Source organism: Methylobacterium sp. J-118 (assembly GCF_057836565.1).
Window position 1 is genome coordinate 3,094,597 of the sequence record NZ_JBYQFA010000001.1, and the last position, 13,610, is coordinate 3,108,206.

Consider the following 13,610-nt stretch of genomic DNA (forward strand, 5'->3'; position numbering starts at 1 on the left):
ATGTAACCGACGATATCGAAATGTCGAAGTCTCGTCAGGTGCCAATAAGGCACTGAACGAGAGGATACTGAAATGCGCATTCCGTTCAGCGTGATTGCCGCCGTCCTGGCCTCGTCAATGGTCGTGGCTCCTGCCTACGCCGCCGAGTCGATGAGCAAGGATGCCATGCACAAGGATCCGATGAGCAAGGACGCGATGCATAAGGATTCGATGGGCAAAGACGCCATGCATAAGGATTCGATGAAGAAGGATGCCATGGGGCAGGGAACCATGGGCAAGGATGACACGAGCAAGGATACGATGAAGAAGTAGAAGCGACCCGGAATAAGGACGGGCGGCCGTTTTCGGCTTCCGAGCCCGTTCGGGCCGAGCCGAGGGGGCGCTTCCCCTTTCGGCTGCGGCGCCGTTTTATCGTCGCGATGCGGGTCCCGCCGACGTACCCCTCAGGGCGTGGTCCTGCGCACGCCCGCCCCGATCACGTTTCGACCGTGGCCGGAGGCGCAAATCAGGCGCGCTCCGGATCCTCCTCCGGCAGCGGATCACCGGTCCAGGTCGTGGCGAAGGCCGCCAGTTCCCGGGCGTTGCCGAAGGCCATCACGCTCACGCTGCGCTCGGTCGGCTCGGCCCCCGGATAGGGAGCGAGCCGGACCGTCACCCGGGCCAGACGGCCGCCCGGGGCGTTCTGCCCGATCCAGGCCTGCGCATCCGCGGTCAGGCGCTCCGGCCCGTCCAGGGCCCGGGAATCGCCCCGCAGCACGACCACGTAGGTGCCGAGACTGGGATCGGCCCCCTGAACCGCCTTGACGATGTCGATCACGGGTGTTCCGCGAAGTCGTTGATCTGCACCTGGGCCTGGGCCGGCGTGAAGTTCGGGATGTCGGCGAAGATCTCCTCACCGTGGGCCGCCACGGCCTTCTGGAAGGCCTCGACCGATTCGAAGGTGAGCAGGGCCATGACCTGGACCGGGGCGGTGCCCCCGTCCGGCGTACCGGCGCCCTTGACCACTTTCGCGTCGTGGAGACCCAGGGAGGACCAGCGCTGCCGCACGAGCGGCATATGGTGGCCGAGGTAGTAGCCCATGTCGAAGCTCGGGCCGGCGGGGTACATCACGCTCACCAGAATCATGGCCGTCGTCTCTCCTGTCGGGGAATCGAGAATGGGTCAGTGCAGCTTCACCCGCGGCTCGGTGCGCCGGGTGAGGGCGCGGGCCAGGGTGTCGAGCACCGTCTTGGCGGTGCCGTGCAGCGCCCGCTCATGCATCTTGTAGAGCGAGCGGTACATCATCCGGGCGAAGAGGCCGGCGATCAGCATGTTCTTGCCGCGCACGAAGCCCATCAGGCTGCCGACCGTCGAGTACTCGCCGAGCGACACCAGCGAGCCGAAATCCTTGTAGCGGAACGGCTTCAGCGGCCTGCCGTCGATCTTGGCCTGGATCTGGCCGACGAGGTGGCTCGCCTGCTGGTGCGCGGCCTGGGCGCGGGGGGGCACCGGCGTGTCCGAGCCGGCCTCGACCAGGTAGGCGCAGTCGCCCAGCGCGAAGATGTCGGGGTCCCGGGTCGTCTGCAAAGTCGGGGTGACCACGAGCTGGTTGGTCCGCGTGGTCTCCAGGCCGCCGATGCCCTGGAGGAACGGCGGCGCCTTCACCCCCGCGGCCCAGACCACCAGCTCCGAGGGGATGAAGGTGCCGTCGGCGAGCTGCACGCCGTCCGTCCGCACCTCCGTCACCCGGGCCTTCACGCGCACCTCGACGCCGATCTTGTCGAGGAGCTGCATCACCTCGGTCGAGAGCCGCTGCGGCACCGCCGGCAGGATCCGCTCGGCCGCCTCCACCAGGGTGATGCGGATGTCCTTGCCCGGATCGATCCGGTCGAGCCCCGTCGAGACCACGTGGCGCAGGGTCCGGTGCAACTCGGCGGCGAGCTCGGTCCCGGTGGCGCCCGCGCCGATCACCACGACGTGGAGCTGGCCGGCCCGGACCGGGCCGGCCTGGGTGTGGGCCCGCAGGGACGCGTTCACGAGGCGCTGATGGAAGCGTACCGCCTGATCCTGGGTGTCCAGGGCGATGGCGTGGTCGGCGACGCCCGGGGTGCCGAAATCATTGGTGGTCGAGCCGACCGCCATCACGAGCGTGTCGTAGGGCACCGCCCGTTCGGGCGTGACTTCGCGGCCCTCCGAATCGTGGCTGGCCGCCAGCTGGACCGTGCGCGTCTGCCGGTCGAGCCCGGTCATGCGGCCGATCCGGTAGCGGAACCCGTGCATGTGGGCGTGGTGCAGGTAATCCACCGCGTGGTGGCCCACGTCGAGGCTGCCGGCCGCCACCTCGTGGAGCAGGGGCTTCCAGATATGCGTGCGGGCACGGTCCACCAGCGTGATGTGGGCGCGCTTGCCCCGCCCGAGCTTGTCGCCGAGCTTCGTCACCAGCTGGAGCCCGGCGGCGCCGCCACCGACCACGACGACGCGATGCAGACCGGACTCGTTCTCGACCGATGCCATAGCCACTCTTCAATGCTCCCGTACCGGGATTAGAACGCCGCCCTGCTTACACGGGTCGGGTGTCCGATTGCCACATCTGCCCGCCAACAGCACGGCAAGAGCACGCTGACGAGCACGCCTCGCCGGAGTTGCCGGCATCGGGATCGGATCACGCGCCCGGAGCGCCCGGCTGGCGCAGGGGATGCGCCTCGGCCACGGCCGGCAGGGCGAGGCATTCCGCGGCGATCCGCCCGACCGTCGGATAGGCCGCGGTGTCCACACCGAAGATGCCAGTGCCGACCCAGAGGCTGACGAGGCACAGATCGGCGTGGCTGACCGCGTCGCCCTGGCAGAACCGGCCGGTTCCGGGCTCCCGGGTCAGCCGCGCTTCGAGGGTCTTCAGGCCGGTCTCGAAGGCGTTGCGCAGGAAGTCGAGCATCCGCTCCCGGGGCAGATCGTAATGCTCCATCAGGAAGGTGCGCACCCGCGGCACGTAGAGCGGGTGCGTGTCGCAGGCCACGACCTGCGCCAGGGAGCGCGCCCGCGCCCGGGCCCGGGGGTCCTCCGGCAGCAGGCGCACGCCACCCTGCGTCTCCTCCAGATAGTCGAGGATCGCCAGGGACTGGGTGAGCGGCGGCCCGTCGCCGTCGAACAAGGCCGGCACCGCCCCCTGCGGGTTGATCGCCCGGAATTCCGGCTTGTGCTGGTCGCCCGCGTCGAGGTCGATGAAGGTCTCCTCGTAGGGGATGCCCTTCAGCTTGAGGGCGATTCGCACCCGGAAGGCGGCGGCCGAGCGCCAGTTGCCGTACATGTGCATGGACTGGATTCCGAATTGCGATGTGTTCGACACTTACGTGCGCGAGGACACCGTACTTCGTTGTCCGCGGCAAGTCGCGACGGCCGGCGCCCCGCCCAAGTGGGCGCCGCTACGAGCCGGACGGCCGCTGCCCGCCCGATGACGCTTTCGAGGCGCGGGACGAAGCACCGGCCTTGCCCTTGCGGCGATCGAAAAAAGCGCCCCGCTTGGGTTTCTTGAACCGGATGTTCGACAGGTCGCTCGCGGGGGCGTTGCCGGATCCCGGCGACGCGCGCCGAACTTCGTCGTACAAGGGTATCGTCGCTCGGGCGGTGTCGCGGTCGGCGGCACACCATCGCGCCGCCGCCGCGGCACAGATCTCGACCGTGTGCAGCACCGGAATCGGCTTCGGCTTGTTGAACGCCAGAGCAATCTCCGGCGATGCGACGACGATCATGTCCACGTTCTGTGCCTCGAATTCGGACATGATCTGATTGTAGGTTTCGATTTCGAGCACCGTGCTCTCGCCGTTGTAGATTCGATTGCAGATCGAATAATCGATATTCACCCATAGGCTCTGACTGGGCAGCACCACATCCACGCCTTCGGCGCCCGCGATCAGGTCGCGGTAATAGGCGCTGCTCATCGTCACCGAGGTTCCGATGAAACCGATCCGCTCCAGGGGCCAGCGTCGGAGTTCGTCGGCCAACGCGTCTCGAATCTGGATCACCGGCACGGCAAGATGAATCGGGTCCTGCTCGAGGGCGCAGTGGATGGTATCGCTGGCGATCATCAGGCCATCGATGCCTTCGAGAAGAAGGTTCGCGGTGGCCTCCTCGATCTGACGGGCGATCGTTGGCGGACCCTCCGCCGAGAGGAGGCGGATGATCGTGTCCGGATCGAGACTCCACGTCACGAGGTCCGCGGCAGCGCGGTTGCCCGTCAGTTTCAGCACCTCGCGATTGAGCATCTGGTGACATCGGATCGTCGAAGACCGGCTCAGGCCACCTAGGACGCCCAACCTCCTCACGGTGACGGTCATCGTGCGCTCCCCCCTGTTCGGCGTCATGTCGAATGGTCTGGCGTCCGAAGCGAAATCCGCTCGGATGCGCGGGTACATGTGCGGTGCATCGACGACCGGTGCGTGTCGGGTCCCGGGCGAAGCGTGACGTGCGGGTCGCGGAAGCGGACGCGAATGAGACCGAGGCCCGCGCTTGGAATGCTGTCGCCCCTAGCTCGACAGCTCCAATAGCGCGACGGCGATCCGGCCTCGATTCGCGCGCAGAACCTCGGTCGTGTCGGTGTTGAAAAGCCGGGAGGCGGTCTCGGCTCCGGTATTGACGCGCGAATGACGGCCGATCGGCACTGTCGGTGGCGATCCGCAGCGCATGGAGACGCTGCGGCATGCGCATGATGGCCGCGCGCCAGGGAATTTCAAACCCTTCATTTCTGTTTGTGTCTCAGGATTCAATATAACTCCGTCACTATGTTGATCGCGTTGGCATGACCCTTGAACACACTGCGCTCGCGCGAGGCAGTCCCGGCGCGGTCTTGGATGATTCGAGCACGATGTTCGACGAGTCTTTCTTGATCAATGCATGCGATCACATTTTTGTGATCGCATGATCGTGGTCGATACTGGAAAAATAGTTTCAGTCCGAAAATGATATCCCGGCGTTGCCGTGCGCCCGGTTCGGGATGCCGGTGCCCATCCCGGAGCCGCCCGCATCGACGGACCCGAATCCGAGGCGGCAGGTCAGGGGGGCGACAACGGGGGGCCTGCGGCCCATATCGGACCGCGTCCCGGAGAGTCCTCACGATGGCCGATCAGACCGACACCCGCCGCTTCATCCCCCTGGCGATCACGGTGCTCACCGTGTCGGACACCCGCCGCCCGGAGGACGACCGCTCCGGCGACACGCTGGTCCAGCGTCTCTCGGAGGCCGGCCACCGGCTCGCGGGCCGGGCCATCGTGCCGGACGAGATCCCGGCGATCCGCGGGCAGGTGGAGGCGTGGCTGCGCGACCCGGGGGTCGACGTGGTGATCACCACCGGCGGCACCGGCTTCACCGGCCGCGACGTCACCCCGGAGGCGCTGGAGCCGCTGTTCGAGAAGCGCATGGACGGTTTCTCGGCGGTGTTCCACCGAATCTCCTACGACAAGATCGGCACCTCGACGCTGCAGTCCCGCGCCACCGCGGGGGTCGCGCGGGCGACCTACGTGTTCGTGCTGCCGGGCTCGCCGGGCGCCTGCCGGGACGCCTGGGACGGGATCCTGGCCCAGCAGCTCGACTACCGGCACCGGCCCTGCAACTTCGTGGAGATCATGCCACGGCTCGACGAGCACCTGCGGCGGGGGGCGAGTCTTTCGGTGTGAGGAGGCGTTGCGCCTCCGCTTCCCCCGCGGCGGCCGACGGCTTCACACATCGCCTCCTGCGCCCATGGCGTGATCACGGCGACGGTCGAAACCTGTGTCGTCCGTAGCCCTTGCTACGAGGGAAGATAGCCCGGCGTTTCAAAAGCCTGCTGCCGAACGCGATGCGTAGATCCGCGAGCCCCCGCAAAGGGGAGAAGGGGATCCGCGTCCTGCTTCGCGAACCGATGCCTCCGCGATCGGGAGCCGTCCGACCGACTTCCGGTCCTGGAGGCGCCTACGCGGCATTCCCCTCCTTGCGGCGCAGGACCGAGTGTTTGCGGCCGTAGAAGAAGTAGACGACAAGCCCGATCGCCATCCAGATCACCAGCCGCAGCCACGTGTCGAGCGGCAGCCCGATCATCAGCAACAGGCAGAACAGGATGCCCAGGATTGGCACCACCGGCACGGCGGGGACCCGGAACGGGCGCTTCATGGCCCGGTCGGTCCGCCGCAGGTAGATCACCGAGCCGCAGACCAGGATGAAGGCGGCCAGCGTGCCGATGCTCACCATCTCGCCCAGGATGTCGATCGGCACCAGAGCCGCCACCAGGGCGACCGCGACCCCGATGAGCGCCTGGCTGCGGTAGGGCGTCTGGTAGGTCGGGTGGACGTGCGAGAAGGTCTTCGGCAGCAGGCCGTCCTGGGCCATGGTGAAGAAGATCCGGCTCTGGCCGTAGAGCAGCACCAGGATCACCGTGGTCAGGCCGGTGAGCGCCCCGAGCTTGATCAGGATCGAGAACCAGCCGATGCCGATCGCGTCGACGCCCTTGGCGATCGGGTCGGGGACGTTCAGGTCCTTGTAGGGCACGAGGCCGGTGAGCACGGCGGCCACCAGCACGTACAGGATCGTGCAGATTGCGAGCGAGCCCAGGATGCCGATGGGCATGTCCTTCTGGGGCTTCTTCGCCTCCTGGGCGGCGGTGGAGACCGCGTCGAAGCCGATGAAGGCGAAGAACACCACGCCCGCCCCGCGCAGGATGCCGCTGTAGCCGAACTGCCCGAAGGACCCCTCGTTCGGCGGGATCAGCGGGCTCCAATGCGCCGTGTCGACATGGCCCCAGCCCAGCGCGATGAAGGCCACCACCACGGTGAGCTTCACCGCCACCATGATGTTGTTGAGGCGGGCCGATTCCTTCGTGCCGCGCATCAGCAGGAGCGTGATCAGCGCCACGATCACCACGGCCGGCAGGTTGAACAGGGCGGTGCCGCCGCCCTCGATCGCGGTGCCCGGCGCGTGGGCGAGTTGGGGCGGGATCACGAGGCCCGCGTCCTTCAGGATGCTGGTGACGTAGCCCGACCAGCCCACCGCCACCGTGGCGGCACCCATGGCGTATTCCAGGATCAGGTCCCAGCCGATCAGCCAGGCGAAGAACTCGCCCAGCGTCGCGTAGGTGTAGGTGTAGCTCGACCCGGCGACCGGGATCAGCGCCGCCATCTCGGAGTAGCACAGGCCGACGAAGGTGCAGGCGATGCCGCCGAGCACGAAGGACAGCATGATCCCCGGCCCGGCATAATGCGCCGCGGCGGTGCCGGTCAGGACGAAGATGCCGGCGCCGATGATCGCCCCGATGCCCATGGCGGTGATCGAGAGGGCGCCCAGCGTCTTCGAGAGTTGCTGTTCGCCTTCGCCGCTCTCGATAATGGAATCGACGGATTTCCGCCCCATCAGGCCCGACGCATCCATCGCAGCATCCCCTTCACGGCGCAGCCGGGCAGGCCTCCCGCCAGATCCATCAGTTCAGCAAGTTTTCTGCCATCGCGCCAGGCGTTTCACGGACATTCGACGCTATAGGACAAAGCGAATGTCGTATAAAGGCGATCAGGCCCGGTCGATACGCGCGATCAGCGGGCGGACCTTGAGCCGCTGCGCGAAAACCGGGCCGTTCCGCAACGCCTCGCGCCGGACCACGTCGCCGGCCCTGGCCTGCCGGGCACCGGCCAGGGTCTCGAACCGGCCGACGAGGCGGCCGCGCCAGCCGGCAGCCGGGCGGTGCAGGCGACCGAGACCGATCTCCGGCCGGGCGGTGCCGACGAAACGGTCGAGGGTGCGGATCCAGCCCTCGGCCGGGACGTCCCCGGCCTCCAGGCACAGGATCCAGTCCCGGCGGGCCGCGGCGGCGCCCGCCGTGTAGGGGCTGCCGGCCGGGTGGAGGATCAGAGTCGCGCCGGTCGCCTCGGCGACGGCCGCCACCGCGTCGCTCGCCTGCCCCGCCACGATCACGGCGTCGCCGACCAGGCCGCCGGCCACGCCGGCCACCAGCACGCTGAGCGTGTCGGCGAGGCGATCGATCGCGTCCGGATCGGACGGGTTGGCCAGATAGGTCACCGCGGAGAGCATCAGCGCGCGCATAACCGATTTTGCGCTGCCGTAAACCGTTGACCCGCCGCCTCGAAGTACCGACGCGACCGAGAGACGCGCACAAGCCACGTTTGCCTTAAAAACAGGCGCTGAAACGCTCGGTGTTCACGGTATGTTTCACGTGAAACAGGGGGTTCATCATGGCGGCACAAGCGGACGCGTCGAAGTACGGCCCCGACCGGCGACTCGACGCCAGCACGCCGCCGGAGGGCCGGCGGCGCGGACGCGGGGCGACGGCCAATCCCGCCAGCCGCTTCGAGGCGGCCCGGCGCGAGGCGTTCCGAGAGGCGGATGGGGCGGCGGCCTGGGAGGCCGACGATCCGGCACCCCTGCGCACGGAGGTCACGCCCGAGCGCGCGGCCCGGATCATCGCCCGCAACACATCGCCCGACATCCCCTTCGACCGGTCGATCAACCCGTATCGCGGCTGCGAGCACGGCTGCATCTACTGCTACGCCCGCCCGACCCATGCCTATCTTGGCCTGTCGCCGGGGCTCGATTTCGAGTCGCGGATCTTCGCCAAGCCGGAGGCCGCCCGGCTCCTCGTCCGGGAACTCGCGGCGCCGGGGTATCGTCCGGACACGATCGCCCTCGGCACGGCCACCGATCCCTATCAGCCGGTGGAGCGGGACCATCGCATCACCCGGGCGGTGCTGGAAGTCCTCCGGGACGCGCGCCATCCCGTCGCCATCACCACCAAATCCGACCTCGTGCTGCGCGACCTCGACCTCCTGGCCGAGATGGCCGCGCAGGATCTCGTCCTGGTCGCACTCTCGCTGCCGACCCTGGATCCGGCCCTCGCCCGCCGCCTCGATCCCCGGGCCCCCCGGCCCGACAAGCGTCTCGCCGCGATGGCGCGCCTGAGCGCAGCGGGGGTGCCCGTGATGGTCAATGTCTCGCCGATCATCCCGGGCCTCACCGACCACGAGATCGAGGCGATCCTCGCCCGCGCCCGGGCGCACGGCGCGAGCCGCATCGGCCATGCCCTGCTGCGGCTCCCGGGCGAAGTCGCCGACCTGATGGCCGATTGGTTCGTCGAGCATTACCCGGAGCGGAAGGACCGCGCCTTCGCGCTGCTGCGCCAGGCCCGGGGCGGCCGCGAGAACGATCCCCGCTTCGGGCACCGCTTCCGCGGGGAGGGGGCCTATGCCGAGATGATCGGCGCGCGGGTCCGGCTCGCCGGCACCCGGCTCGGCTTCGCCTTCGGACGGATGCCGCTGAACCGGGCGGCGTTCCGCAAGCCGGGGGCACAGCTGGCGCTGTTCTGAGGCGTCACCCGAAACCCCGGGTGAAGCTGAGCCGGTGGTGCGGGCTCCGGCCCAGGGCAGTCAGGCCGGCCCGGTGGACGGCGGTGCCGTAGCCGACGTTGCGCTCCCAGCCGTAGCCGGGATGGCGCGCGGCCAGGCGCCGCATCAGTGCATCGCGAAAAACCTTGGCGACGATCGAGGCGGCGGCGATCTGCGGCACCAGCCGGTCACCGCCGACGACCGCCCGGCCGGGCCAGCCGGGCAGCGCGTCCCGTCCATCGACCAGGACCGGCGCCGGGATCCCGAGGCGGGCGACCGCGCGCGCCATGGCGTCGAGGGTCGCGGCGCGGATGTTGATGCGGTCGATCAGCGCCCGGGACCCCGCCGCGACGGCGACGCGGGCCTGGGCGCGGATCAGCGGCGCCAGCCGGTCCCGCTCGGGCTCGGGCAGGCGCTTGCTGTCGTCGAGGGCTGCGAGCAGCGCCGGCGGGAGCGCCGCCGGATCGAACCAGACCGCGGCCGCCACGACGGGGCCGCACAGCGCCCCGCGCCCGACCTCGTCGCAACCGATCGCCGCGGGATAGGCGGCGGCATGCGCCGGATCGAACGGCCGCGCCGGGGCGCGGGGCACGCCCCGGGCGGTCGGCCTGCTGACGGGGGGCGTATCGATGGGGGGCATGGCCCCCTCCTGCCATTGCGCGCGGGCGCCGTCACCCGTCAGGCCGCGTCCCGGGTCCGCCGCTCGCCGCCATGGGCCTCGATGATATTGCCGAAGAACTGGGACGCGCTGACGTCCCAGCCCCGGCGCAGGGCCTCGGCCCGACACTCGGCCCGGGACAGGTCGAGGGCGGCGCGTGCGGCGGCCCCCAGGTCTTGGTTCAGGACCCCCACCCGGGTACCCCCGATCACGTCGTTCGGGCCCGGCACCGGGAAGGCCGCCACCGGCAGGCCGCAGGCCAGGGCCTCCAGGAGCACGATCCCGAACGTGTCGGTGAGGCTCGGGAACACGAACACGTCGCAGGCCGCGTAGACGGCCGAGAGCGCGGCGCCGGTGCGGGTGCCCAGGAACCGCGCGCCGGGCGCCAGCCCCTGGAGCCGTCCCCGGTCCGGCCCGTCCCCGACCACGATCTTGGTGCCGGGCAGGTCGAGATTCAGGAAGGCCGCGATGTTCTTCTCCACCGCCAGCCGGCCGACATACAGGAACAGCGGCCGCTCCAGGCCGGCGAGTTCGGCCGGCGGCGTCGCGCCGGGGGCGGCGGGGCGGAACCGCTCGGTATCGACGCCGCGGGTCCAGCGCATCAGCCGGGTGAAGCCCCGGTCGGCCAATTCGCCCTGGAGCGAGGCGGTGCTGACCATCGTGCCGCGGGCGGCCCCGTGAAACCAGCGCAGATAGGCGTAGGACCACGCCTCCGGGACGGGCAGACGGGCGGCGAGGTATTCCGGAAAGCGCGTGTGGTAGCTCGTGGTGAAGGGCAGGCCGTTGGCCAGGCAATGCCGCCGCACCGCGTAGCCCACGGGGCCCTCGGTGGCGATGTGGACATGGGTCGGCTGCTCCCCCCGCCAATGCGCCGCCACCCGCTCCCGCCCGGCATGGGCGAGGCGGATCTCCGGATAGCCGGGCAGGGGCAGCGAGGGGAAATCCGCCGCCGACAGCAACGCCGTGGCGAACCCGTGCTCGGGGGCGCAGCGCACCATCTGCTCCAGGGAGCGCACCACGCCGTTGACCTGCGGATGCCAGGCGTCGCTGGCGATCAGGAGCTTCACGGTGGGCGCCCTCACGCCACCGCGCGCCGGCCGGGAACCGCCTGCGGCACGGTCTCCGCCTCACGCGCGCGCAGCAGGCTCGGATAGTGCAGCACCTCGATGCGGCCGTCGTAATGCTCCACCAGCCCGGTGCAGGATTCCACCCAATCGCCGGTGTTGAGGTAGCGCAGGTCTCCGATCGGCCGGTCGGCCGCATGGTGGATATGGCCGCAGATCACCCCGTCGGCCCCCTGCCGCCGCGCCTCCTCGGCCAGGATCGTCTCGAACCGGCCGATGAAGCTCACCGCGTTCTTCACCCGCAGCTTCGCCCAGGCCGAGAGCGACCAGTAGGATAGGCCGAGGCGGCGCCGCACCCGGTTGATCAGCGTGTTGAGGGTCAGGGCCAGCGTGTAGGCCCCGTCCCCGAGATGGGCGAGCCAGGGCGAGTGGCGGACCACCATGTCGAACTGGTCGCCGTGGATCACGAGGTAGCGCTTCCCGTCGGCCGCCTCGTGGATCGCCGTCTCCGCGAGCTCGATCCCGCCGAAATTCGTGCCGACATAGTCGCGCAGGAACTCGTCGTGGTTGCCCGGCAGGTAGACGATGCGCGTGCCCTTGCGGACCTTGCGCAGGAGCTTCTGCACGACGTCGTTGTGTTCCTGAGGCCAGTACCAGCCGGAACGCAGCTGCCAGCCGTCCACGATATCACCCACGAGGTAGATCGTGTCGGCGTCGTAATCCTTCAGGAACGACAGCAGCAGCCCGGCCTGGCAGCCGCGCGTGCCGAGATGCAGATCGGACAGGAACAGAGTCCGGACCCGGACCGGCATCTCCTCAACCTCGGCCACGGCAATCCTCTCCCGGGGGCTGAACGATGCCGGAATCCTGACCGGGATCACGTCTCAGTTTGATGACGCGCCGGGCCGGGCGCCCCGGGCGTTCTGGTGCAGTGCGGCAAAGCTTCTCAACCGCAGATCGGCATCGCTGCGGCGCACAAAAAATTTTTTTGCCAAGTTCCGGAAGTTTTTCCGGTTTTCCTTTCGAGCGTCACCGCCTCATAATGCCAAATAACCGGCGGCTCGGCGCGAGCCACGCCGGGCATGACAGGAAGGCGGCGAGGACGGCCCTGGGGCCGTCGGACGGGACGGCATTTCGGAGGCGACCGGCACGCGGGGGCGTGTCGCGACGCGAGCGGCGTGAGGCCGCCTGCCGCTCCGCTGCGCCCCCCGATCTACGGCGGAGATGGCGTTGGGGCATGCGCGGCGGGAGCCGCGTCCGCCGGCGCCGGACCGACTCCCGAGGACGCTCGAACCACCCGGCGCGGGCCCATGCCCGCGCGCAACGAATTTTTCGGAGGAAACATCATGGCCGCAACCCGGCGCCCCGGTCGCAACCACCTCTTCATCCCGGGTCCGACCAATATCCCGGACCGCGTGCTGCGCGCCATGCACGTGCCGTCGGAGGATCACCGCTCGCCGAGCTTCCCCGAGCTGGTGAAGCCGCTGCTCCAGGATTCCAAGATCGTGTTCGGCTCGACCGCCGGGACCATCATCCTGTTCCCGTCCTCGGGCACCGGCATCTGGGAATCGGCTCTGTCCAACACCCTGTGCCGCGGCGACAAGGTGCTGACCTCGCGCTACGGCCAGTTCAGCCACCTCTGGGTCGACATGGCCCAGCGCCTCGGCCTCGACGTGGTCGTTCAGGAGGAGGAGTGGGGCACCGGCGCCGATCCGCAGAAGATCGAGGAGGCGCTCCGGGCCGACAAGGACCACGCCATCAAGGCCGTGATGGTCGTCCACAACGAGACCGCCACCGGCGTCACCAGCGACATCGCTGCGGTCCGCAAGGCGATCGACGCCGCCGGACACCCGGCGCTGCTGTTCGTGGACGGCATCTCGTCGATCGGCTCGCTGCCGTTCAAGATGGACGAGTGGAAGGTCGACTGCGCCATCGCGGGCTCGCAGAAGGGCTTCATGCTGCCGGCCGGTCTCGGCCTGATCTGCATCAGCCCCAAGGCGCTGAAGATCGCCGAGGGCGGCACCGGCCGCAACGACCGGCTCGGCCATGCCTACTTCGCCTGGAAGGACCAGCTCGCCGCCAACGCCACGGGCTACTTCCCCTACACCCCCGTCCTGCCGCTGCTCTACGGCCTGCGCGAGGCCCTGGCGATCGTGAAGGAGGAAGGGCTGGAGAACATCTACCACCGCCATCACGTGCTCGCCGAGGCGACCCGCCAGGCGGTGGCGGCCTGGGGCCTGAAGCCCTGCGCCAAGGAGCCCAAGTGGAACTCCGACACGGTCACGGCGATCGTGGTGCCGGAGGGCGCCGACGCCGCCAAGGTGATCACCCACGCCTATGACCGCTACAACCTCTCGCTGGGTGCCGGCCTGTCGAAAGTCGCCGGCAAGGTGTTCCGCATCGGCCACCTGGGCGACCTGAACGAGCTGTCGCTGCTCGGCGCCATCGCGGGCGCCGAGATGGCGATGCTCGATTGCGGCATCACGGTCACGCCGGGCTCCGGCGTCGCCGCCGCGTCCAGCTACCTGCGCGAGAATCCGCTGCATAAGGCGTAAGCCG

Annotated in this window: 14 protein-coding genes; 4 read left to right on the forward strand and 10 right to left on the reverse strand. The window is 69.2% G+C overall.

The window, feature by feature from the left end:
- The first annotated feature begins 72 nt into the window (after positions 1-72).
- Positions 73-312: a pentapeptide MXKDX repeat protein gene (locus AC3IF3_RS14910; RefSeq protein WP_489229372.1), complete on the forward strand. Its 240-nt coding sequence runs from the start codon at positions 73-75 to the stop codon at positions 310-312.
- A gap of 193 nt (positions 313-505) precedes the next feature.
- On the opposite strand, the gene AC3IF3_RS14915 is transcribed toward AC3IF3_RS14910, so the two are convergent.
- The 5 genes from AC3IF3_RS14915 to AC3IF3_RS14935 form a co-directional block, all read right to left on the reverse strand.
- On the reverse strand, positions 506-817 hold the full coding sequence (locus AC3IF3_RS14915) for a hypothetical protein (RefSeq protein WP_489216916.1): 312 nt from the start codon (positions 815-817) through the stop codon (positions 506-508).
- A complete protein-coding gene (locus AC3IF3_RS14920) occupies positions 814-1,125 on the reverse strand; it encodes an EthD family reductase (protein ID WP_243967804.1) in 312 nt (103 codons plus the stop codon). Before AC3IF3_RS14920 ends, AC3IF3_RS14915 begins: the two co-directional genes overlap by 4 nt.
- Positions 1,126-1,161: 36 nt before the next feature.
- Positions 1,162-2,493: an NAD(P)/FAD-dependent oxidoreductase gene (locus AC3IF3_RS14925; RefSeq protein ID WP_489220344.1), complete on the reverse strand. Its 1,332-nt coding sequence runs from the start codon at positions 2,491-2,493 to the stop codon at positions 1,162-1,164.
- Positions 2,494-2,641: 148 nt separating this feature from the next.
- Positions 2,642-3,289: a maleylacetoacetate isomerase gene (maiA, locus tag AC3IF3_RS14930; protein WP_489229373.1), complete on the reverse strand. Its 648-nt coding sequence runs from the start codon at positions 3,287-3,289 to the stop codon at positions 2,642-2,644.
- A 109-nt stretch (positions 3,290-3,398) separates the two neighbouring features.
- The gene (locus tag AC3IF3_RS14935; RefSeq protein WP_489229374.1) at positions 3,399-4,388 is read right to left on the reverse strand and encodes an aspartate/glutamate racemase family protein; all 990 of its coding nucleotides are present in this window, start codon (positions 4,386-4,388) and stop codon (positions 3,399-3,401) included.
- Between the two features lie 699 nt (positions 4,389-5,087).
- On the opposite strand from AC3IF3_RS14935, the gene moaB reads away from it, so the two are divergent.
- Entirely contained in the window at positions 5,088-5,645 is a 558-nt protein-coding gene (gene moaB / locus AC3IF3_RS14940) for a molybdenum cofactor biosynthesis protein B (protein WP_489229375.1), read from the forward strand.
- A gap of 274 nt (positions 5,646-5,919) precedes the next feature.
- On the opposite strand, the gene AC3IF3_RS14945 is transcribed toward moaB, so the two are convergent.
- Positions 5,920-7,368 (reverse strand): amino acid permease, encoded by a 1,449-nt coding sequence (locus AC3IF3_RS14945; RefSeq protein ID WP_243967798.1) that lies wholly within the window; start codon positions 7,366-7,368, stop codon positions 5,920-5,922.
- A gap of 135 nt (positions 7,369-7,503) precedes the next feature.
- The gene (locus tag AC3IF3_RS14950; RefSeq protein WP_243967797.1) at positions 7,504-8,034 is read right to left on the reverse strand and encodes a glycosyltransferase family protein; all 531 of its coding nucleotides are present in this window, start codon (positions 8,032-8,034) and stop codon (positions 7,504-7,506) included.
- Positions 8,035-8,183: 149 nt separating this feature from the next.
- On the opposite strand from AC3IF3_RS14950, the gene AC3IF3_RS14955 reads away from it, so the two are divergent.
- Positions 8,184-9,311, forward strand: coding sequence for a PA0069 family radical SAM protein (locus AC3IF3_RS14955; RefSeq protein ID WP_489229376.1), 1,128 nt, complete (start codon positions 8,184-8,186; stop codon positions 9,309-9,311).
- Positions 9,312-9,315: 4 nt separating this feature from the next.
- On the opposite strand, the gene rnhB is transcribed toward AC3IF3_RS14955, so the two are convergent.
- From rnhB to AC3IF3_RS14970, 3 genes are read right to left on the reverse strand one after another with little or no spacing between them, the layout of a single operon-like run.
- A complete protein-coding gene (gene rnhB, locus AC3IF3_RS14960; protein ID WP_489229377.1) occupies positions 9,316-9,969 on the reverse strand; it encodes a ribonuclease HII in 654 nt (217 codons plus the stop codon).
- A 38-nt stretch (positions 9,970-10,007) separates the two neighbouring features.
- A complete protein-coding gene (locus tag AC3IF3_RS14965; RefSeq protein ID WP_489231305.1) occupies positions 10,008-11,054 on the reverse strand; it encodes a glycosyltransferase family 4 protein in 1,047 nt (348 codons plus the stop codon).
- An 11-nt stretch (positions 11,055-11,065) separates the two neighbouring features.
- Positions 11,066-11,881, reverse strand: a complete 816-nt coding sequence (locus tag AC3IF3_RS14970; protein ID WP_489216926.1) for a UDP-2,3-diacylglucosamine diphosphatase — start codon at positions 11,879-11,881, stop codon at positions 11,066-11,068.
- A 516-nt stretch (positions 11,882-12,397) separates the two neighbouring features.
- Between AC3IF3_RS14970 and AC3IF3_RS14975 the strand changes: the two genes are divergently transcribed.
- Positions 12,398-13,606: an aminotransferase class V-fold PLP-dependent enzyme gene (locus tag AC3IF3_RS14975; protein WP_243967791.1), complete on the forward strand. Its 1,209-nt coding sequence runs from the start codon at positions 12,398-12,400 to the stop codon at positions 13,604-13,606.
- Positions 13,607-13,610: the final 4 nt, after the last annotated feature.

Bases quoted from the DNA above. Each gene is read 5' to 3' on its own strand.
- rnhB (WP_489229377.1), bottom strand. From the start codon at position 9,969: ATGCCCCCCATCGATACGCCCCCCGTCAGCAGGCCGACCGCCCGGGGC.
- AC3IF3_RS14945 (WP_243967798.1), bottom strand. From the start codon at position 7,368: ATGGATGCGTCGGGCCTGATGGGGCGGAAATCCGTCGATTCCATTATC.
- AC3IF3_RS14975 (WP_243967791.1), top strand. From the start codon at position 12,398: ATGGCCGCAACCCGGCGCCCCGGTCGCAACCACCTCTTCATCCCGGGT.
- maiA (WP_489229373.1), bottom strand. From the start codon at position 3,289: ATGCACATGTACGGCAACTGGCGCTCGGCCGCCGCCTTCCGGGTGCGA.
- AC3IF3_RS14920 (WP_243967804.1), bottom strand. From the start codon at position 1,125: ATGATTCTGGTGAGCGTGATGTACCCCGCCGGCCCGAGCTTCGACATG.
- AC3IF3_RS14925 (WP_489220344.1), bottom strand. From the start codon at position 2,493: ATGGCATCGGTCGAGAACGAGTCCGGTCTGCATCGCGTCGTCGTGGTC.
- AC3IF3_RS14950 (WP_243967797.1), bottom strand. From the start codon at position 8,034: ATGCGCGCGCTGATGCTCTCCGCGGTGACCTATCTGGCCAACCCGTCC.
- AC3IF3_RS14935 (WP_489229374.1), bottom strand. From the start codon at position 4,388: ATGTACCCGCGCATCCGAGCGGATTTCGCTTCGGACGCCAGACCATTC.
- AC3IF3_RS14955 (WP_489229376.1), top strand. From the start codon at position 8,184: ATGGCGGCACAAGCGGACGCGTCGAAGTACGGCCCCGACCGGCGACTC.
- AC3IF3_RS14910 (WP_489229372.1), top strand. From the start codon at position 73: ATGCGCATTCCGTTCAGCGTGATTGCCGCCGTCCTGGCCTCGTCAATG.
- moaB (WP_489229375.1), top strand. From the start codon at position 5,088: ATGGCCGATCAGACCGACACCCGCCGCTTCATCCCCCTGGCGATCACG.